Genomic DNA, 24,964 nt, shown 5'->3' on the forward strand with positions numbered 1-24,964 from the left:
CTTAAGGCTGCCCGTTTGGCGCAATGGTTCTTATGAAGTTAGTGGCTTTTGCGGACCAGAATTAGATAAAATTTCAAAAGCCTCCTCAATGTCTGCTCGCTTAATGGATATTGCATCCGCTCCAAAGCAAGATATGAAAAAGTCATCTTTTCTTTCAAATAGATCTGGGTAAGCTTTTAGCAAAGCTCTTATATTGCGTCTGTTTCCATGTTTGAGCGAGTTTGCGATGTTCTTTATTTTTTCAATCTTCTCGTCGATTTCATAATGTTTGGATATTATTTTTTTAAGTGAATTATAATTCTGAAAGTCACTGTACTTAATTTTTCTCTCTTTGTCTCCTGAAAGTTCCTTTCCTATTATTATATCGAACCAATACCTCTCCCAAAAGTGATATATGTTTACAATAGTATTTTTATTTATATTCTCTATAACGTCAATGCACGCACCTTTATGATGATGTAGTTTTTCTTCTTCGGGAAACAGAATTATACTTGATGCTTCGCCTGAAGTTAAAGGCGTTTCTCTATGTCCACATTTTACCCTTAAATTATACGCATCTATTTCTCGTTCAACTTCAGTAAGCTGAGCTTCCACAGGTTTAACGGATCTTTCATATATTTCTCTGTATCGAGATATTTTCGATAGATACATGTAATTAGATAAATTAAATTCATCAGAAATCATCTTGTGCTCCTTTTGAGATAACTTTTTATATTTTAATCACTCCAATGCCTCAGCGTAAATGGCAAACTCTACATCGTTTCATCCCGTAGCCGACCTTCCGTATCCCCCCAAGAAGACGTAAAAATGCAACTACTGCAGCGCCTGACCTGCCAGTTACGATAACCGTCAACGGGAACAAAAAGGCGAAAGGCACGGCTGAATACGCCGCCACGGGGCGACCGACGCGCCTGTCTGGAGGCGTCGTCGATCCTCGCAACCCGGCGGTGCCGGGTCCTTCGCTTTGCTGCGGTGCTGCGCATGCCATGATCGCCTGTGACGCCTCCTTCCATCTACGCATCGGTCGCCCCGTGGCGGCAGCGCATCAGAAGGAAGACGGAAAATGGTGCAGACATCCCGAAAAACTGCTGGAAACAGGCAGACTATCTACACCGAAGTGACGGAACGGATCATTCGGGAGGTTGAAGGTGGCGTGATCCCGTGGGTGTGCCCATGGAAAGCGGGTGTCGGACAGGATGGTCTGCCCGTCAACGCCACGTCCGGCCGACGGTATTCGGGCATCAACCTGCTGCTGCTCTGGATGTCCGCCGCAGGGCACGGATACGCCACATCCCGGTGGCTGACATACCGGCAGGCATCCGAAGCCGGTGGACAGGTCCGTCGCGGAGAGCGGGGTACCATGGTCGTCTATGCAGCCACTTACACACCGCGTGATGAAATCGCAAAAAGCGTCGAGACCGGGGAAGACCCGCGTCGGGTGCCGTTCCTCAAGCGCTTTGTGGTGTTTAACGTAGACCAGATTGACGGGCTACCCGATCAGATACGGCAGGGGGAACAGATCCCTGACGTGTCCGGGATCGCAAGGATCGGTGATCTGGACCGGTTCGTCGCGGCGACCGGTGCCGATGTGCGCTACGGCGGCAGTGAGACATATTATTCGCGGTCTGGCGATTACATCCAGCTCCCGCCACCAGAGGCGTTTGCCTCTGCGCATGACATGTTCACCGTGCAGGCGCACGAACTGACACACTGGGCCGGAGCCAGCCATCGGCTGGACCGCGAGTTCGGGAGCCGGTTCGGAGATACAGCCTATATGCGTGAGGAACTGGTGGCCGAGATCGCCGCGGCCCAGCTTTCTGCCGTGATGGGCGTGCCTCCTGTCCTGCGCCATGCTGCTTATGTGCAGCACTGGCTGTCCGTGCTGCGGGAAGACCACCACGCGATATTCAACGCGGCGCGCCATGCCTGCGCAGCCGTTGATTACCTGCTCGGACTTGCAGGCGTGGGCGAAGATGTCGGATCAGAGCCACGCGTGCCACCGCAAAGGTTGCTGGCGGCCTGATCGTGCCGCAGGAACTGGTGGGTGGTCACCGCAAAAGCCGTGCCCAACGCCAGCGCGTGTACGGTCGTGTCGAGGCTGATGAGACGGCTTTCAGCCGCCTCGAACAGGGCCGCGCCAGAGTGTCCCTGAAGCCAGTACATAAGGGGTAGCAACGCGTCCGCCCGCATGGCCATGCCCCTTATCATGAAATCCGCCACGACCCCACAGATCCCGAACAGTACAACAAGGCATGCAAAATACGCCGCCACGCCGCGCCACAGCGCCCCAAGAACTCGGTAGAGCGCACAGAAAATGGGGCGACGGTTGGGGGAAGGGGCCGACATTGCGCGCTCCGGAAAACAGGGGGGAAGTTGCCTCATACTAAGCCCCATTTTCTCAAAAGTACATGGCGCCGTCTGTCGAGACACGCGGCCGCATCGTCAGCGTATCGCTCGGCATATGGACTGCGTGGGCGATGATCCGTTCCTGACTGGCTATGCGTCACAAGGGCAGCCTCTCGTCCGATCGGAAAAGCAGTAAATTACGGGTGGCCCTTCGGGTTCGGTCGCCAAGCTTCTCCAGACGGCTGCGCCGCCAGGAGAAGTCCAGCCCCCTGCGGGGTCTGTCCGCGTTCGCGCTAATGCTCCCCCACATCCTTGTCCACGATTGGCATGATGTCGAAAAACGGCACGGGGAGCGGGACGCCTCCTCAACCACCCTGACACGCCTGCGGCGTGTCAGGGTGGCCCGTTGCGGGGATTACGGCCGCGCATCCAGCTTCAGTGTGACAGTGTCCCGGCCAGGGCGCCAAGACGGCCTTCGGCCCCGCTTCGCGGCTTCGCGACCCTCGCGGCGCCTTTGCCGTCCCGCGCCTGACGCGGGGCAACGCCCTGCGGCAGGCGCGGGACGACCGGCTTGCTCAGGCCGCTTCGGTCCTGACTCCCTGTCCGTGCCACCGTCTTGCCCGGGGGCAGGATGTGGCTCACAAAAACGCCTCCATCCCCTCCACTACCGTCACCGTCACGGGCGCTCGCCGCCCCGCACCCCGGCAGGATATGGTCTAGTAAAACGACATTTATTTATTTGTTTTCAAGTAAAAAATATCCGAAAATAACAAATAAAAATGACCGTTATTAGCCGTTTTCTGCGGTTTTTCTATTGCTATGCTTGGGCATTCGTACTAAGTTTTTCTTGTCGGGAGGGATTGGCCCTTCCGGCTCAAGCGCCCCGGCAGGTGCTACGAACACCACGCCGGGACTGCGCCAGAAATGAAGAGTAATTTCATGTCCGACGTTGCAACCACCATCGCCCACAACGCCACCGCTGGCAAGGCTTCTCCCGCCGAGGCCCGCCGTGCGAACGAAACCCGCGCCCGTGCAAAGGGTTATGCGGCCCCTTCACTGGCAGCCATTCTGGACCTCGCGCCCAATGACGACCAGATGGCGAAGATCGTCACCTCCTTTGGCATCGAGGCGGGGGATGCCGACGAGCTGACCGGGCTGGGAAGCACCATGATCCGCGACCAGTACGCCGCGCTGGAACCGATCCTTGTCACCATGTATCGCGGGGAGCCGAATTATCAGGGCCTCAAAATCCACCTTGACCGCGTGGTTGATGGCGTCGTCCGGTCCGCCTATGGCGCGGCCGAGTTCTACGAAAAGCGTCGCCAGATCGCGCGGGATGCCGTCAACGCCTTTACCAACGAACACCGCGACGAAGATCGCATGGGCATTGATGGCGGCGCAAACCGGGTGGATGACCTGCGTGAAATCGCAGCGCAGCATGCCGGAAAATCCTACGCCCTTGCCTGCATCGCCGCCGGGGCATGCGCCGCATATGAAGAACTGATGGGGCAGGCGTGGCAGCCCTACGTGGCCAGCAACGCCCGCAGCGTCTCGGAACAGGCGGCAGCGCTCAGGAATGACGCGCTGGGCTTCTGATCCAGTCAGCCGGGCCAGACGGCCTGGCACCCCTTCCGTGCCAAAATGGACACAAAATGCCAGATACCCACCCCACCGCCCGCCGTATCCTGCGGGCAATCCTTCCCCCGCCCCAGACGCCAAAGCACAGGGAAGACAGGCTAAAGGCTCTTGCGGGGGCTTTCCAGACGCTGGCCCTTGGGGCGGTGGGCGTGGGGTTCCTTACCCCCATGATTACGGATTACACCGCGTTAAACCCGACCCATGTGCTGCTGTCCTGCCTCCTTTCCCTCATTTTTGAGGGCATTTCTTTGACTCTTCTGGCCTATATCCCATATGATTCCGGGGATGATGCTGTCTCACCGAAAGGGGACAACAATGGATAGTTTTACGCTCAATACGTTCGGCATCGTGGTGCCTTTCGCCATCTTTACGCTGGTTTTCGGGCTGGCACTGGGGCCGATTGCAAACAGGCTTGCCAAATGGCGGCAGTCGCTCTGACTTCTCCGGTTTAAGTTTCATCTTCCGATGGGGCTGAGGACGGCAACCATGGATAATTTTACCATTAACATGATTGGCATTGTAGTGCCGTTTCTGGCGCTGACCTGCCTGTTTGCCGCCGTAATTGGTCCCATTGCGAACCGGCTGGCCCGACTACGCAAATCCCTTTAAACGATATACCATGCAGAGGCGGCCCCACGGGTCGCCTTTCTTATTTGTGCAGCGCGTACGCCATGGTCCAGCGTGGGTAGCGCCGTTCGCGCCGTCAAGTCGGCCTTCGGCCCCGCTGGCGCGGCTGCGCAACCCTCTCCGCGCTCCGACGGTCATGCGTATGGCGCAAGGCGCGGCCTCGCCCCATACGCATGACCGTCGGGCTTGTTCAGGATGCTTCGGACCTGACCGCGCGGACGACACCGGGCAGGCAACAGGGGAATAAAAATACGTCGCCATTCACTCACAGGGGCAGGCCGGTGGGGCGGGCGGTTCCGGTGCCCGACCATTCCATGCTGCCTTGAACCGCGCCCACTCCGCATGGCGTAGGTCATCGGTCCCCGCTGTCACAACCACGCTCCATTCCTCGCGTGCCGCGCTGTAACGCCAACCCGCCCATGTCATTTCAATCCGTCCCGCAACAGGAACGTCCTCCCGGAAACGCAGCACAAGACGCCGCGCCGTGCGCGGCGCTGGCTTCGGCCAGTCCGGAAGGCTGCCCGTCGCCGCCTCCGTGGGGTGCCCCTGATGCGTGTCCTCAATCTGGTCCGCCTGTCCCCGTATCTGCTCTACCCGCATCCGTCGCTGGCTCCTCTGCTCTTTGTCTGATCGGTCCGCCGGGGACCGCGTCGTTCATCGGTGGGAAGGGGTTCCCTTACAGGATTGTTTTTTAGACAGACCCATTGTGGGTCCGGTGTGGTGCGCCATGGGCATCGCGCGTTGAAAATGACGGACAGGAAAAAAGCCATGGGTGGCCCTTCGGGTTCGGTCGCCAAGCTTCTCCAGACGGCTGCGCCGCCAGGAGAAGTCCAGCCCCCTGCGGGGTCTGTCCGCGTTCGCGCTAATGCTCCCCCACATCCTTGTCCACGATTGGCATGAAGTCGAAAAACGGCACGGGGAGCGGGACGCCTCCTCAACCACCCTGACACGCCTGCGGCATATCAGGGTGGCCCGTTGCGGGGATTACGGCCGCGCATCCAGCTTCAGTGTGACAGTGTCCCGGCCAGGGCGCCAAGACGGCCTTCGGCCCCGCTGCGCGGCTTCGCGACCCTCGCGGCACCTTTGCCGCCCCGCGCCTGCCGCAGGGCGTTGCCCCGCGTCAGGCGCAGGCCGACCGGCTTGCTCAGGCCGCTTCGGTCCTGACTCCCTGTCCGTGCCACCGTCTTGCCCAGGGGCAGGATGTGGCTCAGAAAAACGCCTCCATCCCCTCCACTCCCGTCACCGTCACGGGCGCTCGCCGCCCCGCACCCCGGCAGGATATGATCTAGTAAAACGACTGGTATTTATTTGATTTCAAGTAATAAATACACGGATATAACAAATAAAAATGGACGTTATTGGCGGTTTTCTACGGCTTCTGTCTTGTTATACTTTGGTATTCGTACTAAGTTTTTCTTGTCGGGAGGGATTGGCCCTTCCGGCTCAAGCGCCCCGGCAGGTGCTACCCACACCACGCCGGGACTGCGCCAGAAATGAAGAGTAATTTCATGTCCGACGTAAACGAAATTATAGGCCATGGTCCTCACAACGCGCAAGGCAGAGCCAGGAAACACAATCGGCAGTGTGGTGAAGGTGGTTTAGCTACAGTCGAGTGTGCCGTGGAACTTCAGGACGCGCATTATTCGGATCAGACGCTTGCCGCCCTGGTCGAGCGCCATGGGTGGCGTTATCAGGATGCAACACAGCCGCAAAACGGGGTTGAGCGTCTGTTCGACGGTCTTGCCTGCGATGGGATGGTGGTGCCCGACGGCACGCGGTATCTGCTGGCCAATTATGCCGCCGACCCGGAAAGATGCCGGTATATCGCCCTGTATGCCGGGTGGGAACTGCTCGGGGACTGGGACGGCCGGAATGGATCGCCAGAGGAGATCGCATCCCGGCTCAATGAGCGGGCAGAGCATTACGCCCGGTCGGAACGGATCGCGTTGGAAGCCGCCTGAAACGGTTCCACGGGCCGGAACCGCCTTTTCTCTCAAAATTGGTAATGGAGCAGACACATGGCTGGCAGCGTCAACAAGGTCATTCTCGTGGGCAATCTGGGCAAGGACCCGGAAATACGGAACAGCCAGAGCGGAGCGAAGATCGTCTCGCTGACACTGGCGACCAGCGATACATGGAATGACCGCGCATCGGGCGAGCGCCGCGAGCGGACGGAATGGCACCGGGTTGTCATTTTCAACGATCGCATCGCCGACGTAGCCGAGCGTTTCCTGCGCAAGGGCCGCAAGATCTATCTGGAAGGCTCGCTCCAGACACGTAAATGGACCGACCAGAGCGGACAGGACCGCTACACGACCGAAGTGGTGGTCGATCGCTTCCGGGGCGAACTGGTGCTGCTCGACAGCAACCGGGGCGGCGAGGATGTGGGCAGAGGGTACGACGCGCCCGCCCCCCAGCTACCGCAGGGTGGCGCGCGCACCGCTGGAGCAGCCGCTGGCGGATGGGATGCGCCCATGGATGGCAATAACCCTGGCAACGAAGTACCCTTCTGACGCCGCCCGGCATGGACCGGTGCCAGAATGGACACAAAAAGCCGGGTGTCTACTCCGCCATTTGCGCCCGAAGCTGGCAGGACGGCGCTCCCGCCTGACGCGGGAGCGCCAATCAGGAGTGGGGCGTGTCGTCATCCAGATCGCACCAGGCCCGGCTGGTGTTCGGGTTGATGTACGTGTGGCTGGTGCAGTATCCGCCCCGCCTGAACTGTGGCCATGTTGCAGCCATCGTCAGGGCCGAGCCGAGAACAACCAGAATGACCCCGCCCATGACAAGCCGCGTATAGGCGTGCCATCGCGCTTCCCGGTAAAATTTTACCTCCTGCGTTGGTAGCTGCTCGCGTATCCTGTGGAATACCTGTGTCCGCAGGTCTTTGACGATGGCGTCAACCATCCGACTGATCGTTATCGTCTGCTGCTTTTCGGCTATCGCCTCATATTGCGCGATGCGCGCATGCGCCGCTTCGGTCGTGGCGTTGAGTTTCGTGATTTCGCTCCCGACCTGTTTCTGCACATGTGCGAACGTTTCGGCACTGGTCGTCTGGATCTCGTGCAGCTGTTCGCGCGCACTTTGCAGTGCGCGCTCCATGGAGGCCGAGGCATGGACATTCCCGGCCCATTGCAGTTCCGCAAGGCGACGCAGGAGACCAAACCATTCCCACAACGCCGATCCCGGCTCTATGCCTTCCCGGCGCGCCGCGACTTCCATCCGTTCAAGGGTTTGATGGAGGGCGTCTGCGTTCGCATCATTGGTCATGGCAACATTTCCTGCAGGCCCGCCACTTCAATATTCTGCCGGATGGTGCTGAGCCAGCGTGTCACCATGAACCGTTTGACGGGGTCTATCGGCTTACCGCCACTGCCGATCTTACCGGCTGCCGCGTCGTGATAGCTCAGTCCGGTTTCCTTGACCGCGGCCATGCAGCCAAGTTTCGGAAATTTCAGCGTTTCAATGCCCGCCGTGAACAAGGGCTTCAATGACGGGTCTGCGGCGCGACTTTGTAGAATGTCGCTACCAGCCTGTCCCGAGGGAACGGTCATTGCATTAAAAACCACTGCACCTTTCGTCGGGCGGAACTTTCCTGTCTCCCACAGCCGTGTGATGTAGGCGAGATCGTCTGCGTCTCCACCGCAAAAGAACAGGCCACAGACTTCGAGACCGGCGCTCTCCGCAAAAGCGACCAGATCAACTTCGGCGGCCCATTGTTCCATCGTCCTGTCCCCGCCGCCGATGTCGAGTACCAGAGGAAGCCGTTTCTCCGTGGCTGCACTGAAGACCATCGAAAACCATTCTGAAATGTCGTGTTCATCTTCAGAGACGGGGCGGGGAAGCCCGTAACGGGCATACAGCGGTGAGGCCGAGATGCCGGGATTGCGCATGTCGCCGTCTGCCATAAGAAAATTACGCGATGCGCTGGCAGCGATTTCGCAGATGGCTGTAAGGAATGTCGAGCCGCCGAGATTCCCTCTTCCTGCTTTCACGATGAGGGGAACCGATGCTTTTTTTGTAACTTGTGTCGTCTCTTTGCTCATGACCTATCCGGGTACACTTGAGGGAGGCGGTAGCGCCGATCCCCAATGTGCCCCGGACGTTTGTGGGTGCGAGCAGTTGCCGTCTATTGGGCGCGTCTGCCGACACTGGCACAGAAGGTATAAAGCAGTTTTTCCGGAACCGATCTGCTCTGGCGAGGGATGGCGTCCAGCATTGGATAGACACTGCGGTACCACGCTTCGTTGGTCTCAAAAAATGAGCGGCGTGGCAGGCCCGGAAGCTGTTCCAGATCGAAGCCGCCATTAGGCAGCAACCCCGACGCATCAAGGGGCATTAGTGCCTCAAGCGGCAGATTGTCGGGCATGCCGGGAGGGCGTGGTCCAACGTAAGGGGGAGGTAGCGGGATTTCCTTATCCTTGCCGTATCGGGGAGCCTGCCGGAGCATCATCACTGTCGGCTTTACCTGCCCGAGCCGCGACTGGGGTGCCGCACCCTGATCGGTTGCAGCGTCGGGCCGGGAGGCCGTTGCAGGCGCGTGTGGTGCAGTGGGCTGGGGCGGCAACGGATCGTCGGGGAATAATACCGATGCGGCACGGGCGCGACGGGCTTCAAGCTGGCGTTCCGCCGCCCCCTTGTCGGCTTCGGCCATCTTTTCCCGAAGTGCCTGCAATTCGGCCTCTTTCCTGATGGCATCCCGCGCCTTTTCTTCGGCACGGATACTGGCCCGCTCCTTACGGGCCGCCATCCATTTGCCCACGCGGTACCACATCATCTTGGCGCATTTTACGGTCGGAGCCAGCCCCCGCGCATTCACCAGCCCGACCTCGGTGAACCATCGACACAGGGCCACCCAGTCAATGCGGCGACCATCGCAATGACGCAGGATTTCCGCGCGATGCCGTTCCATCCATGCCCGCAACGACAGCGTTCCGCGCGCTTCATCAAGCGCCGTCAGTGCTCCTTCAATGCCGATGGTTCCCGCAGACATCTCACTCTCCTGATCCCACTGGAGCGCGCCCTGTGGCGCTGCCAGAAGCATATCACGACCACGATACAATTACAATGAGACCACGTTTCGGCTACGCCACGACCATAGAAAGACTACAGAAGGACTACAAAGATTTCTTTAGTCCATATACAAATGCAAACCTTTCGGTTTGCGCTTCGCGCGGATTACATCCGCCTACAGGCCGATGGCCTGTAGTCATCAGGGGATCTGGGTCATGTTCTCATGCGGCACCGGGTCACGGCTTGAGTGTATTACATTAACGTACTACACAATGCGGACTGTTTCTGTGTGGAGAAGAAGCATGACGAGCCCTCTGTCGATCCGTCTTGACGATCGCCTGCGTGATGACCTGGAGCGGGAAGCGTATGCGCGCGGGGTCCCATTGAGCCGCCTGGTCCGCGAACTTCTGGAAGAAGGTGTCAGCCTCGCCCGGCGGGAGCGTATCCGTGCGGACGGCGCCCGTGTCGCCGCCTATGCCGCCGGGGCTCGCGAGGCACGCGCCCTGTTCGATGGGGCCGGTGGCGGACAGGGCCATGGGGAGTAAGGGATCGGCCTCCGCGCCCTATCGGGCCGGGGAAATCGTGCTGGCGGGGCGAGGCAGGGATAAACCGGCCGTCGTGGTGGAGGATGACCTGTTCCCGCCCGAATGGCCCAACGTGATCCTGGTGCCGCTGACCGATAACGAAAATCTGGTTGTGCCGGACCTCTCGGTCCGTATCGAACCGACCGCCATGAACGGTCTTGCGTCGGTCTGCTGGGCAGCCAGCGCGATGGTGGCCACGACGTCGAAGCGGCACCTGACGCGCACCGATCACAGCATATGCCCTGAACAGCTTGCCCTGGTCCGCCGCCAGATCGCGCTGGTGGTGGGGGCGGGTTGATTTCCGGATGGGATTCCGTGCCCACAACAGGTGCGCGGAGGCTCAGCTCCGTGATGGGAGATTTTAATCCATGAGGGTCATGTTCTGGCGGTGGCGCGGCGCCCTGAAACAGCTCTGGTTCAGTGATTCCGACGAGGCAAACCGGCGGAAATACGAGTGCGGAAGCTGGCGTGTCATATACGCGCCTGCCATGCTGGCCATGACGGTCATCTATCTGGCTGCGGAAATCGCGTTCAATGCTCGGTTGCTTGACTTCGCGCTGGGCTCGCCTTCTCCTGACGAGGTTCACTCCGTAGAACGAATGGGACGCTATCTCTCGGGAGTGGCGGCAGCATTGTGGCTGTGGGGCAGCGTGCTTTTGCCACGGCTCTATATTTGCGGACGGTATCTGAGGGTTTCTATCGGGGAAGCCGTCATCATCCTGACCATGAGCGGTGTATTGACGGTGGCGAACGTGTATATGGGTGAGGCGTTCCTGTTCCGGAAATGTGTGGATGCGACAGCCCCTGCGCAACGCATCTCCGCCCTTGCATACGAGACGCTGTCACATGGTCTGTCTGCCAATGCGCCGCTGCCTGATGACATGGCCCGTTTCGGCGCTGGGCGGAGTCAGGACGCTGAACGCGGACTGCTTGCCGGGTACCCGGTTGTGGCATGGATGGGTGGGTTTCCCCACGTCAGACCGGACGTGCCCGATCGGGGCGTCATTCGGAATGCGCTTGCGCGTGGGATGGGCTCGCCGGAGCAGTTCTATCATGGGGGTTACTGGCAAAGCCGGGAGCGGGTCATGTCCGTTTATGACCGCTACCGGCAGATGGTGGCACATTATCAGGAGGGATTACGCACAATCCCTGCGCAGCAGGAACAGGCGTGGTCCGAGTATATCACCGAGTTGCAGGTCAGGAATTATACGCCCGGATCTGTTCCACGGTTTTTCTGGCCAGTCGTCGCAGGGCGTGTGCGGAAGCACGATATTCCGGTTGCCCCAAACTGGCATCCGGATGACCGGCAGGCATTTGCCGCGGCGGTGGCGACGCATGTGCGTGACCTGGCGCTGACGAACTTCCGGACGGCGACGCGAGACGGTTTTGGCGAAGCTCTCTCTCCCGACCTGGATGAAGCGGCCTTTGTCGCAACGGATATGGTGCAGGAACTCTGGCGCCAGTCCCTTGAAGCTCCACCCCATCTGGTGCTTTCCGCTGACATGCCGCCGAACCGGTTCGAGGATCGGGTCTGGCGTCCGCTGCTGGACGCCCGGGTAGAGGAATATTCCAGTCTGTTTGATGAACCGGCCGTGCGGAGTGGCAACACGGCGTTCCAGCATGATGCCCGGCCCGCGACGGAACTGCTGATCGCCGTCGCCTTTGCGCTGGCGTTTTCAACCCTCGGCATGATCGTCCACTCATGGAAGGTCCTGTACTATGGGTCATTGTGCTGCATGCGCGCGGTTCCATTCCGGCGGAGCCTGATCGGGATCATGGTCTTTGCAGGGCTGGCTGCGGTCTATGTTCACGAAGCGCCGAAGGTGGACGGGTCGGAAGGCATTCTGGCATCGATCAGTCGCCCCGTCTGGGTGATGAATGGCGTTCTCTATCCGTTGGGTAATAGCATGCGCCAGATTCTGCCGGGCTGACGATCCGGCCATGCATGCGGCGGCACCCACAAAAGGCCGACATATCCTGTTCTCCTGACAGTTCAGGAGAACAGGATATGTCCCACAGCACAAACAGCGATGGAGCCGGTGTCGCGGCGTCCCTGCTGCAGTTGACCACGCAGATGGGCCTGGCCCTTCAGGGGATTGACGACATCCTGCGGTGTGTCAGCCCCAGCGAAGATGAAGATGGCAATCGTGTCGCGGACGCATTGGACCGACTGTCCGCGGCCGTTAGCGAACAGACCGATACGCTGAACCAGCTTACCGAGAGCGTGCGGCTTCTGGCCCCGGTCGGGGCCGAGCGGGCGGCCGGGTGATGATCACCTATCGGAAGGTGAGTGCGAACGGGGCGGGCAAGCTTATTGTCGCCTATCTCCGGGAGCATAAGCTCGATCCGGAGACGGATGTCCGCTCGGATCGCGACCGGTCCCGTGATGTAGAGAGCGGGGCGCGCCTGAACAGCTATTACATCGGTCGCGACGGTCAAGGGGAATGGGCGACTGATATGGGCGGAAGGATTGCCGACGCCCTGGGAATTGACCTGTCCCGGCCACCGGAAAACAAGGGTCTCGAACGCCTGTTCGAGGCAAAACGCGCGGACACCGGTGAGGAATGGGCCAATACCGGCCGCAAGCGTGAAATCTCGAGTTTCGATTTTACCGCTTCGCCCGACAAATCCGTGACGCTTGCGGCCGAATTCGCCGCCACGCAGGCCGAGCAGGCCCTGATATGGCAGGCGATCCATATCGCCAATGACCGGGCCATGGCACTGATTGCCGAGGAAGTTGGTGTCGCGCGGCGTGGCTCTGGCGACGAGGCATACATGGAGCCGGGAGAAGTGGCACGGGTTTCGATCCGGCATTACACCGCGCGCCCGGCCATGGTCATCCAGGATGGACCGGATGGCCCGACGGGATCGGTTGAACTCCCGGTGCCCGGCGATCCGCAGGCGCATATCCATAACATGATGTTCAATGCTGTGGCGACGGAAAGCGGGCATCTCGGCTCCCTCGACAGCGCCCGGATTACAAAGACGACTTCTCACCTGTTCGGCGCCTATTTCCAGGCCGAGCTGGCGCAGCAGCTCCGCGGGCTCGGCGTCAGGGTCCGCCCTGACGAACGGGGTAGGGCCATCATCATTGAGAACATCCCCAGATCCGTGTGTGATGCGTTCTCAAAGCGCAGCCGTCAGGCCGAAACACAGGCCAAGGCGTTTGTGAAGCGACAGGGTGGCGACTGGAACACCATGTCAGCCGAACAGAAGTTCAAGGTGCTGCACCAGGCGAATCTGGCGTATCGGTCGAAGAAATATACCGGCACCAACGACCGGGAAATCTGGCGTGAAGAGGCGGCTGAACTCGGATGGAAGCACAGCACCGTCCTCACTGACGACGTCAGTCAGGAACTGCCTGATCCCGAGCGGTACGAGAAGGCTTACGAGATCGCTGCCCGCCTGATCGCAGATGAGTTCAGGACAGCGGCCGTGCTGGACCGGGATGTCTTTCGCATGCATGCGGCGCACGCGCTGATTGCGACTGGTATCAACGGCCGTCAGGATATCGACCATGTGGCCGATATGGTCGAGACACGGGGTATCGACATTGATGGCGAACGGGTCGGGTTTGTGGTTCGTGAGCAGGACCGCAAGGTGCGGATCACGACCACCAGACAGATAGCGATCGAGACGGAAATGGGCGATCTGGCAGGGCTTGCCGCCCGCACACGCGAGGGCGCGCTGTCTGACGACGCCATTTCTCGCGCCATTGCCAGTTCGGGACTGGATTTTGAACGTGATCCCGTTCATGGCCGTGCCCAGCTCGCCGCCATTTATGCATTGGGGCAGGCTGGCGGCCTCGGGTTTCTGACGGGTGTTGCGGGGTCTGGAAAGACCACGCTGCTCAGGCCGCTGGTTTCCGCATGGAAGGAGGACGGTCGTAACCTGATCGGGGCCGCTATCGCATGGCGGCAGGCCGACGCACTCAAGGACGCGGGTATCACCCGTACACGGGCGTTGACACCGTTGCTCGACGGGATTGCCAAAGGGACGCTGGAGATCGACCGCAACACGGTTCTGGTGATCGACGAGGTCAGCCAGATTGCGCCCCGGCAGTTGCTCGAAATCCTGCGCCTGCAGAAGAAAGTCGGCTTTTCGATCCGTCTTCTGGGGGATCGGCAGCAGGCGCAGGCGATCGAGGCGGGCGACAGTGTGGAGATCCTCGAACGTGTGTTGCCGGCCGAGGCGCGGCCCGAACTTCTCAGCACCATACGCCAGAAATCGGCCCGTGCCCGGGAAATCGCAGGGCTGTTCCGCAGTCCCGGCCGGACCCTTGACCTGAGCGAGGCGGAGCAGAAGGAGAAGGACGCGGCACGTGCGCGTCAGGCGATCGACATGAAACGTTCAGACGGGACATTCAGTCTGGTTGGGGGTGACCATGCCCAGGTCGTGTCCGAACTGGCTGATTTCTATCTCAGGCGGCGTGACAGGCTGCGCGCCAGCGGTTCGAAGCGTGGCATAACCATGTCCGCCCCGACCAATGAGGATGTCATGGCGTTAAGCCTGGCCGTTCGTGAGAGGCTGCGTGCCCGCAACGAAATCGGGATGGAAGAGATCATACGTGCGGCTGTCGACCAGCGCGGGGAGACCTATGACCTTCCGATCTCGAAGGGTGACCGCCTGCGGCTCTTCTCCCGGGTGCAGTGCCAGGCGACACGGGCGGACGGCAGGGGATGGCGCTGGCGTGAACTCGGGTCGAATGGTGATTTCGTGGATGTGCAGGGGTGGGATGAAAAGGGTCTTGTTCTCAGGAACAGCCGGGGCGTGACGGGAAAGGTGCCTTGGGAACGTCTGGCTGACCCCTCCACCGGCCGGACCAGGTTGGGTCCTGGCCACGCGATGACGATTGATTCCGCGCAGGGCATCACGTCTGATGAGCATATCAACGCCATGCCGCGTGGCAGTTCATCTGTCACCGGATTTACCGCCTACGTGGCGGAGAGCCGCCATGTCCATACCTGCTGGACACGGGTAGCCGAAGCGCCGGTAAGGGAAGCGGAAGCGTTTTCCCGGCCGCTGGGGGATACGGCACCGGTAACGCGGGAGGATCTGCTCAACCGGATTGCCAGTGATATGGGGCGACATGATTACAAGGCCCTTGGCATCGACCTCGAGCAGGTACGTCTTCGCTACGAGAAGAACACAACACGGTGGGTACGCCAGAACCATGAGAACGAGGTGGCCAGGCAGCGGGGGAAGACGCCGGGAGCCGGGTTCAGAAACCGTATGGCGGCGAAGGAAGTCGCAGCGGTGCCGCAGCAGAAATGGGATGATATCGACCGCCGGCTGAGGCGTATGGCCTACCAGACGCAGGACATGGCCGAGAAGCTGGAGCGCGTGGTCCAGGAAAGGCGCCGCCAGCAGGAGCAGGCTGAGAAACGGCGTAGGGAAGAACAGGTGCGAGAGCGCGATCGGCGTCCCACGCGGACGGCAGGGCGTGACATGTAGCCACTGGTATCCGTTGAGTTCATCGCACGAAAAGGAAAAGATATGATTTTTGGACCCGAAGCCGTAACCGCGTTTGTCGATGTGTTAAAGCCGCTGGTGCTGGCCGAGCGTCAGGCAGAGACTATCGAGACCCATGAGGCCTATCTGCGCTTTAGAGAGGGGCAGAAGCCCCTGAACGACGGTGTTTTGGGGACCGTCCGGGCGATGGTCGCGCAAATCCCGGATGTCGATCTGGATGATATGCAGGCACTTTATGGCGCCCTGCTGGATCATTCAGATCTGGTTGCCACGGTTTCGGATCGCGCGGTTACCGGCGCGATCCTGAATGAAGCGTGGCGCGGGCTGAATGGTTGGACAAAATAACCGATATACCGGGTGCGTGGAAAGTCGGTTTTGGTTGTAGTGTCGGTTGCGATGCCGGATTTACCGCAATTAGGTATTGGGGGAGAGGACGGATTTTGAGATGCCAACTGAAATTTGTGTAAGTGAGCACTCAGTGTAATCTCGGCGCGTAATTACAGTTGGGCCCTCATTCATGGAACATCCCTTATTAGCCCTTGCCCGCGCGTATGATCGTGCTGTTCCGTCAGAAGGCCATACGCTACGGGACGAAGTGGAATCGTGGTTGGAAACCGAACCAGCCGAAGCTGTGGTGGCCTATGCCGCGCATTTTTCTGTGCTAACCCAGACCTGTCAGTTGGGACGGCACGGCATATGGGAAGAGCCGCAGACTGATGCCCTCTACGGCTTGCTCGCCAGCAGCCTCTGGCATGCCCAGTTCCTTGAGGATTCCTATCCGGTTTCTCCGGAAGAAGATGGCGAGCGGCCACGCACGCGCTACTGGGTTCATCAGAACAAGAATCAGGAAGCTCAGTCCGGCTACGACTTCGGGATAGTGACCCCTTTCGGCGAAAATAACGTCAAGATTACACTGTTTCAGGCCAAACGTCCGAAGGATGAGGCTGCGTGGAAAAAAATTTCTCTCGGTCACGTGATCAGAAAAAATACCGGACAGACACCGCCAGACGATACACTGGCCAAGAAGCAACAGGAAGCTATCGCGGACATCAAGCAATGGATTGAGGATGGCGCGAAGGGTGACGAAATCCCCTCTTTTTTGGACGATTGTGGCGACGGTCCGGAACTGCGCAAGAATGCGCTCCGACACGGCCCGGGTTCTCTGTTCTATTCCCCCTATTCGAACCTTCAGAGTGACGTTTTCCTGGCGACCGCGCTGCGCGGATGGCTCGATCCTAACGCGCAGACGCTGTCTGGTGGCTGGTGCCATTATGTCCAATGGGTGAACCGGAATGCTGGCGCGCCGTGGTCGGTGACGTTGGAGGACGCGCTTGCAACAGGGGGGAGCGCTTATAAGTGCAGAAAGCCCTTTGCCCAAGTTCTTACAGCTGCTCTTTCCAGCTTCGATGGCACGATTGGTCTGCGGCAGGAACGCACGGCCCTCAACGCGTTCACCGGAATCATCAATGGCTTGTTGCCGGGCCTCGCGTGGGGCTCCGTCGCTGACCAACCTGAGATCGCCAACGCATTGCTTTATGATTGCGGCGTTGCCCCTGAAGATATCTCTCCGTCGATTGGGGAGGCGGTAGCGCCCGCTGCGGATGACGTCGATCTTCACGATGGTCCTTCACGGCCCCGCCCAGGCCCAGGCCTGGGCTGACCATATTCTATCGCTTATTGCCCCTATCGTTGATGCGGTGTTTACCCTTGAGCCCGATAACCGTCGAGGCGGTTGCTGGCCGACACGTGGCATAAACTCGGTGACTGCCGAAGGGGCTTTAGCTACTCTCCTGCGTGGTCAGTGCAGGTTACGACATGCACGCAGGTCGATGGGCATCAGTCCACTCTTTTGTAGACCGTGACACGATCATTCGAACTCGCGTGCTTCGGCGTCCAGCCATATATCATCGTGTATTGTCGTGTCAGGGCGTCATAGAGGGTAGCCCGGACCGCATGATTTTCCCCGGGGACTTCCTCTCCGCCGGTTATGATATATGCCGGTTTCCGGGACAGGACTGCGCCCATTTCCTTTACCGGATCCATACCTGTGGACTGTGATTCCTTCTCAAGGGAAAAATGGGATGGGAAGGGATGATCCGTCAGATGGCAGTAGGGCAGGTCATCGTAGAGCGACACCGGCCCCTTGTAGATGAAGAAGCATCCGTCCCTGCCATAGGCGACCTGCTTTTCCAGTGTGTGGAACAGGGCGCTGTTGCCCTCGCTTCCGAGGTGCCTGGCTATCATGAACTGCCCCCAGATGATGCCCGTGCCACACATCAGGTACAGCATGACCTTGCCGGTGCCCTTGCAGAATAGCGGCGCAGTCTCGATCGACAGCGGTACGAAAACCGGCAGGACATAATGAATATACCAGGTGCCGAAGACCGCGACGGCGGCAATGGAGACCACGGTCCACATGTTCAGGAAACCGATTTCTGACGCCTTGCCGCGCGTACGAGGGATTCCAGGCGCGCGCGCCCGCAGGAGCGCTGCGGCAAACGGGGCTGTCACCAGCAGGATCCTGGAGACCCTGTGAAGCAGAACATGCGTATCTTCCGGGGCACGGCCGAATACCGACAGGATATTCGCGTAGATCCATTCATGCCCGTGGCCGATCACGGCATAGAACAGGTAGACCGCAACGGTTGGGGCAAGGGCCACACTGATCCACACCAGAGCATTCAGCATTGTGCGGTACAAACCATCCCTTGATGTGATGGAGAGATACAACAGATAGACCCCGGCAAATATACCTTCGAAGATGACGGTGTATTTTATCTGTATTGCCAGCCCGAAGAGGAGCATGGCCAGTGTGCCGATCTTCCTGCGATACGCAGTATCGGTGGTCCGCAGATCGGCTATATGCGTCACGATGAGCGCCATAGTGAACTGCCCCGGGTTTACCGGAGAGCGATTTGTTCAGTAATCAGGCAGCGATATCAAGCCTGTTCTGATCTGCATAGAAGGCCTGTTCGGCTTCGGCGGGAGGCCTGTAGCCGATTGGTGCCAGCAGGCGTCGGTTATTGTACCAGTCCACCCACTTGAGGGTTTCCCATTCGACCTGCGCCATGGATTTCCATGGCCCCAGATGATGGATGACCTCGGCCTTGTATAAACCGTTGATGGTTTCCGCCAGTGCATTGTCGTAGCTGTCACCAACCGTGCCGACCGAGGCGTCGATGTCAGCCAGCGCCAGGCGTTCGGTATACCGGATCGACAGGTATTGTGATCCACGATCCGAATGATGGATCAGCGCCTTGTTTCCCGCGGGCTTTCGTTGCCAGATGGCCTGTTCAAGGGCATCGAGCACAAACTGGGTGGTCATGGAAGTCGAGACTTTCCAGCCCACGATCCTGCGGGCGAACACATCAATGACGAACGCCACATAGACCATGCCATTCCAGGTCTGGACATAGGTAAAGTCCGACACCCAGAGCTGGTTGGGGGCCTCGGCCCGGAACTGCCGGTTGACCCTGTCATCGGGACAGGGGCGCGCCGTATCCGGACGGGTCGTGATGACCTTCCGGCCCCGGATTACACCCTTCAGACCCATCTTGCGCATCAGGCGCTCAACAGTGCAACGCGCCACCTGTCGCCCTTCACGCTGCAGGCTGTGCCAGACCTTGCGCGCACCATAAACAGCACGGTTGTCCTGCCAGATCCGGCGGATATGTTCCATCAACTCCCTATCACGCCGGGCACGCGGGCTGGCCCTGGCCGGATCTCTTGCTATGACCGCCTGCTGGTAAAACGTGGACGGGGCAATCGGCAGAACGCGACAGATTGGCTCGACCCCGTAATCGGCACGGTAGGCTTCAATAAACGCGATCATTTGCGAAACGGGCGGTCGAGCTCCGCCTGAGCAAAATAAGCCGAGGCCTTCTTGAGGATCTCATTGGCCTGACGCAGTTCACGGACCTCACGCTCCAACGCCTTGATCCGTGCCGTCTCGGCCGAGGTCGGCCCCGGTTGCGCCCCAGCGTCCCGTCGGGCCTGCTTCCACCAGTCGTGCAGGCTGTCGCCCGAGCAGCCCAGCTTGCCACCAATCTCGCGACAGGCCGCCGACAGGCTCGGGTAATCCGAGCGATGCTCGTCCAGAAGGCGCACGGCGCGCTCACGGAACTCAGGCGAATAACGCGATGTCTTCTTCTTCTCTACCATAGGGATCATCCTCCGAGAGTTTTACTCTCCGGTAAACCCGGGGCAGTTCATAGCGCATGCGACAGGAAGGTTATAGAAGATCGGCGACTGTCCGCTTTCGCCTCGCGCAAGTATGGGCCAGATTTCATAAATGACGGCGGCCATGAATGCCCCGCCGGGAGGCGCGATGATCCGGGCCATACGGCGGATCAGCAGCGCGGTAGCCCATAGAGCCAGCAGCGCACCTGTCTGATAGGCCACGATCCGGTAAGGGCCGAACAGATGGAAAAACCCATAGATCAGGAACAGCCCGACCGGCTTCCTGTCCCAGAAGTCCACATAGGGAATGTCTCCATGCAGGAGCCGTCCCCCGCCGAACAGATAATATTGCTCGTCCCAGTCGAGCATCGGATTTCCGAAGGTATTGATCCTCAGGGCGGCGGCAAACCCGAGCAGGAAAAGGGGCGGCAGGAAAAACTGGAAGAGCGATTTCATCTTTGTCATTTCTGGGCCGGGCTACCTGCGGCCGCATTCAGTGCGGTGGCTACGGCGTTACGGGCCTGCGCCTCGGGGGCACCCATGCGGATCTCGAAAGCAACCATCGTCTCGAACAGTGCGCGGTTGATTTCCGGGTCGATCAGGTTGACGGCGGCATCATGGCGTCGCGGATAGGGCGTTGGCAGGTTCTGGAACAGGCAGGCATAGGGTGCTGCCGGGACAGATGGCATTCCCGAGCCGAACAGTTCCTGCACGTCTTCGGAAGGTGTCGCCTGAACCTCTATGATTGTCGCCAGCCGGTCGAAAACCGCGCCGAGTGATCCAGGCAACGCGGGCAGGCGCGATGCCGTGACAATGTCATCACCTGCCACGAGATGCTGCCGGATGGCGGCGTCCGGGTCCGGGGCGTTGCCGGATGTGATGGCGGATGCGGTCTGCGAGGGGCGCGCAAGGGACAGCATCGGGAAGACCCGGTTGACGCCGGACGGTTTTACGCCTGCATAGAACAGGCGGGTATAAATACGCTTGCCCCGGAACAGGACTATCGCCTGCCCCTGCTGCAGGGACTGGACGTCACTCCATGATACCCGTTTGACTTCCCGGATATCCGCGCGTGTCTGGTCAGTATAGACGCCGAGCGCTGTCGACGTGTCATAGCCGGGCAGAACACTGACCTGCATCGTGCCGGCCGTCTGCTCGATCCATTCGCGCGTGGGGCCGGAATCCTCAAGATTTTCGATGATCTTGAGCTTCGGGTTGCCCAGGAGCGGCACGCTCCGGTCACGCCCCAGCGTTGCGTAGAACGATCCCACTTCCTGAAATGACAGGAGCAGGCTGATATTGAGTTCACGGCCCTGCGCCATCATGACGTCGAGGCCACGGGTGGCGATATATCCGCCTTCGTCGATGATGATCGGATAGGGTGTGGCGGATGCGGACGGGCGGTTGGTGACCAGATCCTCGTAACTGCCCTCCAGCGATGTGCCGAGTGCGCCGGCGAGAGCGTAGCGCAGGGCGGTAATGATGGTCTTGCCCAGCGCTGCATTGGTCGAGGTCGAATTTTCGAGCGAAGGGATCAGGACGACAAGGACACGTCGGTTGAAGATGATGTCGCGAAAGTCGATATCGGGCACCGCGCACTGGAAGATGTGGCGCAGGGTCGTGGTCATCTGGGTGAATGTGCGCGCAAAGCCGCCCACGACATAGGAATGCTGTTCGCGCACCTTGTCCTGACCGGATGCGTCGCCCTTTTCCGATGAATACCCGCCCGTTTCCGCAACATAGGCACGAACGGGGTTGAGGAGCTGGGCGGGAAACTCCGGGGGCAGGGGGATCGTCTCGATCTTCCCCGCGGTATCATTGTAAAAGTGGAACCGGCGTTGTGCGTTTGAATGGTCGGGAGAACGCGTCAGGTCGATAAGGGACTGGATGTCGGAGAAGTTGGCCCGGATCGTCTCCGCCGTAACGGGTATGCCGCAGTGATCGCGCAGCCAGACAAAGACATGCGCCATGCTGCGGATCAGGGCATCCGCCCGATCCTTGAAGTGCTGCGAGTTGCCCCCGCCGTTTTCATCTTCTGGCAGAAACAGGGTCAGGAGCAGTTCGGTCATGCCCTCGGCATTGACGCTGCCAAACGGGGTCCACGTATTGGTTTTCCTGTCGCCGTCCGAGACGATCAGGTTGATGATGCGAAGATTGGCCCCCATGCCCCAGCGCTGCAGGAGTGCGGCGACGGAAAAAACAAGGTTGTTCGACCCTTTTGCGTCGACAATGGTGAAGCCGCTGCCCTGCGCAAGGGCGTTGCAGAGCAGGCTGTATATGAACTGCGTCTTGCCCGATCCCGTAGCACCAGGCAGGACGGCGTGCATCGTCATGTCCTCGCCCGCAAGCCATATCTGCTGTCCGGTCGTATCATCCCAGCCGAGGAACCAGTCTCCTTTCGCGGGGCCGGGGCGCTGGACGCCGACCCGTTTCGGGTCGGGTACGGGATTGCCGTAGTCCTTGCGCCGGGTATCGGCGGGCAGGCGGAGCGGCATCGTGATGGGGCGGGTCATGACATAGCCCGCATAGGCAAGTGCAAGGGGAACGATCACGGTCGTCAGTGCGGGTGCCGCGAAAACCGTCGCGGCCATGCCCACCAGTCCGATGGCGGATGCGCCGGTCGTAAGGGCTTCCTTAAGGTGTACGCCGACGGTTCGGGTGTCACGGTAGGCGATTCCGCCGCGCTGCTCATGAAAATCCTGCGGACCGTCGATGCGACGCTGGATGACGGCCATGGCTACTGCAGCCCGAACGGGGTGTTGACGGTGGCGGGCGTGTCCGGCCGTGATGGCGCCGGATCAGATGCGCGTGGCACGCCGGGGGCGGCCGGCGGGAAGGGCAGGTCTTCCGCATGTCGTTGAGGGCCCGCGACGTTATGGGCGGGCTCGGCCGGTGGGGCGGACGGACTGGCATGGCCGGACAGGAGCCCCCGACCGAACGCCAGTCCGATGAGACAGAAGGACAGGAGGCACAGGCCAACCCCCAGACGCCGTTTTCCCGGTGCCACGGGCAAGTGCCGATCGGCAGGATGCGGGATACTGCCTGGCTTGCGGATAATCGCCGCGGCATGAATGGCGCTACCGGCGGTCATGCCGGACTCGCACACGACACTGACGCCGCTCTCGCCCGGCATGATGGTGACGGGAGCGTCACCGTTCTTCAGAATGATGATCACAGGTCGTTCCTCTGCATTATGACAACGACTGTTATGGGGCGGGCGGTTGTGGGTGCGTTCGCGGGTACAGTGCGGTTGCATATTGATGCAGCCCCTCCAGCGGGATCTCTGAACCGCCATCGCCCACGCGACGCAGGACCTCGTCCATGCACAGCACGACAAGAGAGAGCGGGGCATGATGGATGGCCGTAAGGCGGTGGTCCGCGAGGGCTTCGGGGTCCGGCTCGATCAGCAGGCCGAAACCGTTTCCGGTCTCCCGACGCCACAGTTCTTCAGCCAGTCGGCCCAGAACCGGCAGCAGGCAGTCGGGGGCGGCGATCTGCCGGGGCGTCAGGAAAGGCTGTGTCACCCCATCCATGGTGAAGACATAACCGCGCGTCCGGATCAGATCGCTTACGGCGTCGATTACGGTTTCGATGTCGTTCATGCGTAATCCCGCCTTTTCCATGCAGGCAGGAGAGGGCGACGTGGCCCTGACACGAACACCCGGAACATGCGCCAGGCGACGGGAAGGGTCAGCCCCAGCCATGCCAGCAGACCGAAGAACGCAACGCCGATGATTGCGGTGACGAATGTCCATTCACGCATGTGGATCAGCCATAGCCCCATGGGCGCCATTGCGCGGCAGTCGATGATGAGTAATCGGACGGGGTCGGCGGTAAAGCGCCACATGATCAGGCCTCCTGTCTGCGGGCGGCGGCTGTGACCGCCTCGGTGATCCGGCCTTCACTGAAGGCGGCGTCGATCGACTGCGCGAATGTCTGTCCCGATGTCTCGACCGCCTCCCGGGTGAGTTCGGGCCAGCGTTTCAGCTCTGCGTCGAGCAGTCGGTTGCGCAAGGCGCGGCTGACGGGGAGGAATTCGCGTACGGGCGTCCGCCGGCCATCCGTGGAAGGCAGCAGGCGCTGGTTCACGATCAGCCTTAGGTTTTCGACGAACGAGATGGTCAGGCTGTCGCGCTGGTCGGCGGGACACAGGGCGGCGGAACGGCGCATGGTCGAGGCGCAGTCGAAGGTGTGCAGCGATGAGAGAAGGCGGTGGCCGGAAATGGCCGCCTGAATTGCAGCCATCATCGTTTCGGGGTCACGGCATTCGCCCACCACGATATCGCTTGGTTCCTGTCGCATCGCGGCCCGGATGAAATCCGCGAAGGTCGGCAGGCCGCGCGGGATCTCGATCTGCATGACCGTGGAATTGATGGTCGGCACAAGATCGTAGAGCAGTTCAAGGGGCGCCGAGCCCTCCACCAGATCCATATGACAGTCGGGATCTTCCAGCCGCCTGCGGTTGATCCCCCCGAGCAGCGTGGTCTTGCCGCTGCCTGTCGCGCCGCAGATCAGGTACATGCCGTTATCGCCTTCCAGTGCTTCGAGAAGACGGGGCTCGATGTTCTGGTCGCTGAGCGGGCGGGGAATGTCGACGAGGGGCCGGATCGTGATGCCAACCGCCTGTGTCGGCCCGACCAGGGTGGAAACGGCGTTGACACGGAAGGAATGGCGCCGCGCGCGCCGGTCCGCCCACACGGTATGGGACAGGTCCAGCGCCATGGCCTGTCGCAGATGCGTAACCGCAGTGCTGTCACGAAACATGTAATTGATGGCGTCTTCCACGACACCCGGCAGCAGCACATCGCGGGTGATCGTGCGGTTGCGACCGTGGACCCTCATGACAACGGGCCTGTCGGTCTGCAACTGGATCCGCGAGGCGTCCTGCCGCGCGCACCATACGAGCATCCGGTCGAGCGCGTCGGCTCTCAGTGAGACCCCGTCTTCGGGCCAGTACTGCGCGTTCATGGCGACGGCCTCCTGCCGCCCCGGCTGCCGGGACGAAGCGAGCCTTCCATGAGTTCGCAGATCCGCCGATGCGCCTGGTAAAGCCTGCGCGGCAGTTCACGCCCGCTGCGGGGCTGACGACCTTCGCGGATGGCGCG

The 24,964-nt window shown here is 60.3% G+C and carries 28 protein-coding genes and 1 other annotated feature; of the genes, 13 read left to right on the top strand and 15 right to left on the bottom strand.

From position 1 onward, the window contains the following. Positions 1-30: 30 nt before the first annotated feature. A complete protein-coding gene (locus KSAC_RS17670; protein ID WP_243705441.1) occupies positions 31-684 on the bottom strand; it encodes a hypothetical protein in 654 nt (217 codons plus the stop codon). Between the two features lie 379 nt (positions 685-1,063). On the opposite strand from KSAC_RS17670, the gene KSAC_RS16675 reads away from it, so the two are divergent. Next, positions 1,064-2,023, top strand: coding sequence for an ArdC family protein (locus tag KSAC_RS16675; RefSeq protein ID WP_102326222.1), 960 nt, complete (start codon positions 1,064-1,066; stop codon positions 2,021-2,023). On the opposite strand, the gene KSAC_RS16680 is transcribed toward KSAC_RS16675, so the two are convergent. Further along, entirely contained in the window at positions 1,942-2,346 is a 405-nt protein-coding gene (locus KSAC_RS16680) for a hypothetical protein (RefSeq protein ID WP_132306992.1), read from the bottom strand. The genes KSAC_RS16675 and KSAC_RS16680 overlap by 82 nt on opposite strands. 939 nt (positions 2,347-3,285) lie before the next feature. Here KSAC_RS16680 and KSAC_RS16685 point away from each other — a divergent pair. The 3 genes from KSAC_RS16685 (at position 3,286) to KSAC_RS17765 (ending at position 4,593) form a co-directional block, all read left to right on the top strand. Beyond that, positions 3,286-3,942, top strand: coding sequence for a hypothetical protein (locus tag KSAC_RS16685; protein WP_102326225.1), 657 nt, complete (start codon positions 3,286-3,288; stop codon positions 3,940-3,942). A 357-nt stretch (positions 3,943-4,299) separates the two neighbouring features. Continuing rightward, on the top strand, positions 4,300-4,422 hold the full coding sequence (locus tag KSAC_RS17760; protein ID WP_257997704.1) for a hypothetical protein: 123 nt from the start codon (positions 4,300-4,302) through the stop codon (positions 4,420-4,422). A gap of 48 nt (positions 4,423-4,470) precedes the next feature. Further along, a complete protein-coding gene (locus KSAC_RS17765; RefSeq protein WP_257997705.1) occupies positions 4,471-4,593 on the top strand; it encodes a hypothetical protein in 123 nt (40 codons plus the stop codon). A 279-nt stretch (positions 4,594-4,872) separates the two neighbouring features. On the opposite strand, the gene KSAC_RS16690 is transcribed toward KSAC_RS17765, so the two are convergent. Together KSAC_RS16690 and KSAC_RS17405 are read right to left on the bottom strand one after the other, a co-directional pair. Further along, positions 4,873-5,211, bottom strand: coding sequence for a hypothetical protein (locus KSAC_RS16690; RefSeq protein ID WP_102326229.1), 339 nt, complete (start codon positions 5,209-5,211; stop codon positions 4,873-4,875). A 404-nt stretch (positions 5,212-5,615) separates the two neighbouring features. Continuing rightward, positions 5,616-5,792: a hypothetical protein gene (locus KSAC_RS17405; RefSeq protein WP_162900563.1), complete on the bottom strand. Its 177-nt coding sequence runs from the start codon at positions 5,790-5,792 to the stop codon at positions 5,616-5,618. 438 nt (positions 5,793-6,230) lie between these two features. On the opposite strand from KSAC_RS17405, the gene KSAC_RS16695 reads away from it, so the two are divergent. Both KSAC_RS16695 and ssb read left to right on the top strand, forming a co-directional pair. Beyond that, positions 6,231-6,572 carry a hypothetical protein gene (locus tag KSAC_RS16695; RefSeq protein ID WP_102325989.1) on the top strand — a complete coding sequence of 114 codons (342 nt, stop codon included), beginning with the start codon at positions 6,231-6,233 and terminating at the stop codon, positions 6,570-6,572. A gap of 57 nt (positions 6,573-6,629) precedes the next feature. Further along, positions 6,630-7,124, top strand: coding sequence for a single-stranded DNA-binding protein (ssb, locus tag KSAC_RS16700; protein ID WP_102325991.1), 495 nt, complete (start codon positions 6,630-6,632; stop codon positions 7,122-7,124). 112 nt (positions 7,125-7,236) lie between these two features. Here the strand turns inward: ssb and KSAC_RS16705 are convergent, their stop codons facing one another. The 3 genes from KSAC_RS16705 to KSAC_RS16715 all read right to left on the bottom strand — a co-directional run bounded on the left by KSAC_RS16705 (position 7,237) and on the right by KSAC_RS16715 (position 9,604). After that, positions 7,237-7,881, bottom strand: coding sequence for a hypothetical protein (locus KSAC_RS16705; RefSeq protein WP_102325993.1), 645 nt, complete (start codon positions 7,879-7,881; stop codon positions 7,237-7,239). Further along, on the bottom strand, positions 7,878-8,657 hold the full coding sequence (locus KSAC_RS16710) for a hypothetical protein (RefSeq protein ID WP_102325995.1): 780 nt from the start codon (positions 8,655-8,657) through the stop codon (positions 7,878-7,880). Before KSAC_RS16710 ends, KSAC_RS16705 begins: the two co-directional genes overlap by 4 nt. Positions 8,658-8,740: 83 nt before the next feature. Beyond that, positions 8,741-9,604, bottom strand: a complete 864-nt coding sequence (locus tag KSAC_RS16715; RefSeq protein ID WP_102325997.1) for a hypothetical protein — start codon at positions 9,602-9,604, stop codon at positions 8,741-8,743. A gap of 322 nt (positions 9,605-9,926) precedes the next feature. Here KSAC_RS16715 and KSAC_RS16720 point away from each other — a divergent pair, with 322 nt between their 5' ends. The 7 genes from KSAC_RS16720 (at position 9,927) to KSAC_RS16750 (ending at position 17,340) form a co-directional block, all read left to right on the top strand. Then, a complete protein-coding gene (locus KSAC_RS16720; protein ID WP_243705442.1) occupies positions 9,927-10,169 on the top strand; it encodes a hypothetical protein in 243 nt (80 codons plus the stop codon). After that, the gene (locus tag KSAC_RS16725; RefSeq protein WP_243705443.1) at positions 10,159-10,506 is read left to right on the top strand and encodes a type II toxin-antitoxin system PemK/MazF family toxin; all 348 of its coding nucleotides are present in this window, start codon (positions 10,159-10,161) and stop codon (positions 10,504-10,506) included. The genes KSAC_RS16720 and KSAC_RS16725 overlap by 11 nt, the downstream gene beginning before the upstream one ends. A 70-nt stretch (positions 10,507-10,576) precedes the next feature. Continuing rightward, on the top strand, positions 10,577-12,139 hold the full coding sequence (locus tag KSAC_RS16730) for a hypothetical protein (protein WP_132306994.1): 1,563 nt from the start codon (positions 10,577-10,579) through the stop codon (positions 12,137-12,139). Between the two features lie 77 nt (positions 12,140-12,216). After that, positions 12,217-12,477: a hypothetical protein gene (locus tag KSAC_RS16735; protein WP_102326004.1), complete on the top strand. Its 261-nt coding sequence runs from the start codon at positions 12,217-12,219 to the stop codon at positions 12,475-12,477. Next, positions 12,477-15,662: a MobF family relaxase gene (gene mobF, locus KSAC_RS16740; protein WP_102326006.1), complete on the top strand. Its 3,186-nt coding sequence runs from the start codon at positions 12,477-12,479 to the stop codon at positions 15,660-15,662. The genes KSAC_RS16735 and mobF overlap by 1 nt, the downstream gene beginning before the upstream one ends. A gap of 42 nt (positions 15,663-15,704) precedes the next feature. Next, entirely contained in the window at positions 15,705-16,025 is a 321-nt protein-coding gene (locus tag KSAC_RS16745) for a hypothetical protein (protein WP_132306996.1), read from the top strand. A 172-nt stretch (positions 16,026-16,197) separates the two neighbouring features. Continuing rightward, entirely contained in the window at positions 16,198-17,340 is a 1,143-nt protein-coding gene (locus tag KSAC_RS16750; RefSeq protein WP_132306998.1) for a hypothetical protein, read from the top strand. 176 nt (positions 17,341-17,516) lie between these two features. On the opposite strand, the gene KSAC_RS16755 is transcribed toward KSAC_RS16750, so the two are convergent. From KSAC_RS16755 to KSAC_RS16790, 8 genes are all read right to left on the bottom strand, one after another. Then, positions 17,517-18,563: a hypothetical protein gene (locus KSAC_RS16755; RefSeq protein ID WP_165927401.1), complete on the bottom strand. Its 1,047-nt coding sequence runs from the start codon at positions 18,561-18,563 to the stop codon at positions 17,517-17,519. Between the two features lie 43 nt (positions 18,564-18,606). After that, positions 18,607-19,841 (bottom strand): IS3 family transposase gene (locus tag KSAC_RS16760; protein WP_132306660.1). Its coding sequence is split into 2 segments (ribosomal slippage): positions 18,607-19,547 and positions 19,547-19,841, totalling 1,236 coding nucleotides; the frame shifts between segments, so codons are not numbered across the junction. Next, positions 19,438-19,554, bottom strand: a sequence feature (AL1L pseudoknot). It overlaps the preceding gene by 117 nt. A 21-nt stretch (positions 19,842-19,862) precedes the next feature. Further along, positions 19,863-20,315, bottom strand: a complete 453-nt coding sequence (locus KSAC_RS16765) for a hypothetical protein (protein WP_132307002.1) — start codon at positions 20,313-20,315, stop codon at positions 19,863-19,865. 5 nt (positions 20,316-20,320) lie between these two features. Then, positions 20,321-22,594 (bottom strand): type IV secretory system conjugative DNA transfer family protein, encoded by a 2,274-nt coding sequence (locus tag KSAC_RS16770; protein WP_132307004.1) that lies wholly within the window; start codon positions 22,592-22,594, stop codon positions 20,321-20,323. Between the two features lie 2 nt (positions 22,595-22,596). Beyond that, positions 22,597-23,034 carry a hypothetical protein gene (locus KSAC_RS16775; RefSeq protein WP_102326017.1) on the bottom strand — a complete coding sequence of 146 codons (438 nt, stop codon included), beginning with the start codon at positions 23,032-23,034 and terminating at the stop codon, positions 22,597-22,599. A gap of 31 nt (positions 23,035-23,065) precedes the next feature. Beyond that, complete coding sequence (locus tag KSAC_RS16780; protein ID WP_102326019.1) at positions 23,066-23,461, bottom strand: hypothetical protein; 396 nt, start codon at positions 23,459-23,461, stop codon at positions 23,066-23,068. Continuing rightward, complete coding sequence (gene icmT, locus KSAC_RS16785) at positions 23,458-23,706, bottom strand: IcmT/TraK family protein (RefSeq protein WP_102326021.1); 249 nt, start codon at positions 23,704-23,706, stop codon at positions 23,458-23,460. Before icmT ends, KSAC_RS16780 begins: the two co-directional genes overlap by 4 nt. Positions 23,707-23,708: 2 nt before the next feature. Then, complete coding sequence (locus KSAC_RS16790; RefSeq protein ID WP_102326023.1) at positions 23,709-24,827, bottom strand: type IV pilus twitching motility protein PilT; 1,119 nt, start codon at positions 24,825-24,827, stop codon at positions 23,709-23,711. Positions 24,828-24,964: the final 137 nt, after the last annotated feature.

Origin of the sequence: Komagataeibacter saccharivorans (genome assembly GCF_004348195.1) — a bacterium.
Classification (GTDB): Bacteria; Pseudomonadota; Alphaproteobacteria; order Acetobacterales; family Acetobacteraceae; genus Komagataeibacter; species Komagataeibacter saccharivorans.

Excerpts from the sequence above, each read along its gene's own strand:
- KSAC_RS16720 (WP_243705442.1), top strand. The coding sequence starts at position 9,927 with ATGACGAGCCCTCTGTCGATCCGTCTTGACGATCGCCTGCGTGATGAC.
- KSAC_RS17670 (WP_243705441.1), bottom strand. The coding sequence starts at position 684 with ATGATTTCTGATGAATTTAATTTATCTAATTACATGTATCTATCGAAA.
- KSAC_RS16750 (WP_132306998.1), top strand. The coding sequence starts at position 16,198 with ATGGAACATCCCTTATTAGCCCTTGCCCGCGCGTATGATCGTGCTGTT.
- KSAC_RS16755 (WP_165927401.1), bottom strand. The coding sequence starts at position 18,563 with ATGGCGCTCATCGTGACGCATATAGCCGATCTGCGGACCACCGATACT.
- KSAC_RS16770 (WP_132307004.1), bottom strand. The coding sequence starts at position 22,594 with ATGGCCGTCATCCAGCGTCGCATCGACGGTCCGCAGGATTTTCATGAG.
- KSAC_RS16735 (WP_102326004.1), top strand. The coding sequence starts at position 12,217 with ATGTCCCACAGCACAAACAGCGATGGAGCCGGTGTCGCGGCGTCCCTG.
- KSAC_RS16780 (WP_102326019.1), bottom strand. The coding sequence starts at position 23,461 with ATGAACGACATCGAAACCGTAATCGACGCCGTAAGCGATCTGATCCGG.
- KSAC_RS16705 (WP_102325993.1), bottom strand. The coding sequence starts at position 7,881 with ATGACCAATGATGCGAACGCAGACGCCCTCCATCAAACCCTTGAACGG.
- ssb (WP_102325991.1), top strand. The coding sequence starts at position 6,630 with ATGGCTGGCAGCGTCAACAAGGTCATTCTCGTGGGCAATCTGGGCAAG.
- KSAC_RS17760 (WP_257997704.1), top strand. The coding sequence starts at position 4,300 with ATGGATAGTTTTACGCTCAATACGTTCGGCATCGTGGTGCCTTTCGCC.
- KSAC_RS16730 (WP_132306994.1), top strand. The coding sequence starts at position 10,577 with ATGAGGGTCATGTTCTGGCGGTGGCGCGGCGCCCTGAAACAGCTCTGG.
- KSAC_RS16725 (WP_243705443.1), top strand. The coding sequence starts at position 10,159 with ATGGGGAGTAAGGGATCGGCCTCCGCGCCCTATCGGGCCGGGGAAATC.
- mobF (WP_102326006.1), top strand. The coding sequence starts at position 12,477 with ATGATCACCTATCGGAAGGTGAGTGCGAACGGGGCGGGCAAGCTTATT.
- KSAC_RS16690 (WP_102326229.1), bottom strand. The coding sequence starts at position 5,211 with ATGCGGGTAGAGCAGATACGGGGACAGGCGGACCAGATTGAGGACACG.
- KSAC_RS16675 (WP_102326222.1), top strand. The coding sequence starts at position 1,064 with ATGGTGCAGACATCCCGAAAAACTGCTGGAAACAGGCAGACTATCTAC.
- KSAC_RS16765 (WP_132307002.1), bottom strand. The coding sequence starts at position 20,315 with ATGAAATCGCTCTTCCAGTTTTTCCTGCCGCCCCTTTTCCTGCTCGGG.
- KSAC_RS16790 (WP_102326023.1), bottom strand. The coding sequence starts at position 24,827 with ATGAACGCGCAGTACTGGCCCGAAGACGGGGTCTCACTGAGAGCCGAC.
- KSAC_RS17765 (WP_257997705.1), top strand. The coding sequence starts at position 4,471 with ATGGATAATTTTACCATTAACATGATTGGCATTGTAGTGCCGTTTCTG.
- icmT (WP_102326021.1), bottom strand. The coding sequence starts at position 23,706 with ATGTGGCGCTTTACCGCCGACCCCGTCCGATTACTCATCATCGACTGC.
- KSAC_RS16680 (WP_132306992.1), bottom strand. The coding sequence starts at position 2,346 with ATGTCGGCCCCTTCCCCCAACCGTCGCCCCATTTTCTGTGCGCTCTAC.
- KSAC_RS16710 (WP_102325995.1), bottom strand. The coding sequence starts at position 8,657 with ATGAGCAAAGAGACGACACAAGTTACAAAAAAAGCATCGGTTCCCCTC.
- KSAC_RS16685 (WP_102326225.1), top strand. The coding sequence starts at position 3,286 with ATGTCCGACGTTGCAACCACCATCGCCCACAACGCCACCGCTGGCAAG.
- KSAC_RS16715 (WP_102325997.1), bottom strand. The coding sequence starts at position 9,604 with ATGTCTGCGGGAACCATCGGCATTGAAGGAGCACTGACGGCGCTTGAT.
- KSAC_RS16745 (WP_132306996.1), top strand. The coding sequence starts at position 15,705 with ATGATTTTTGGACCCGAAGCCGTAACCGCGTTTGTCGATGTGTTAAAG.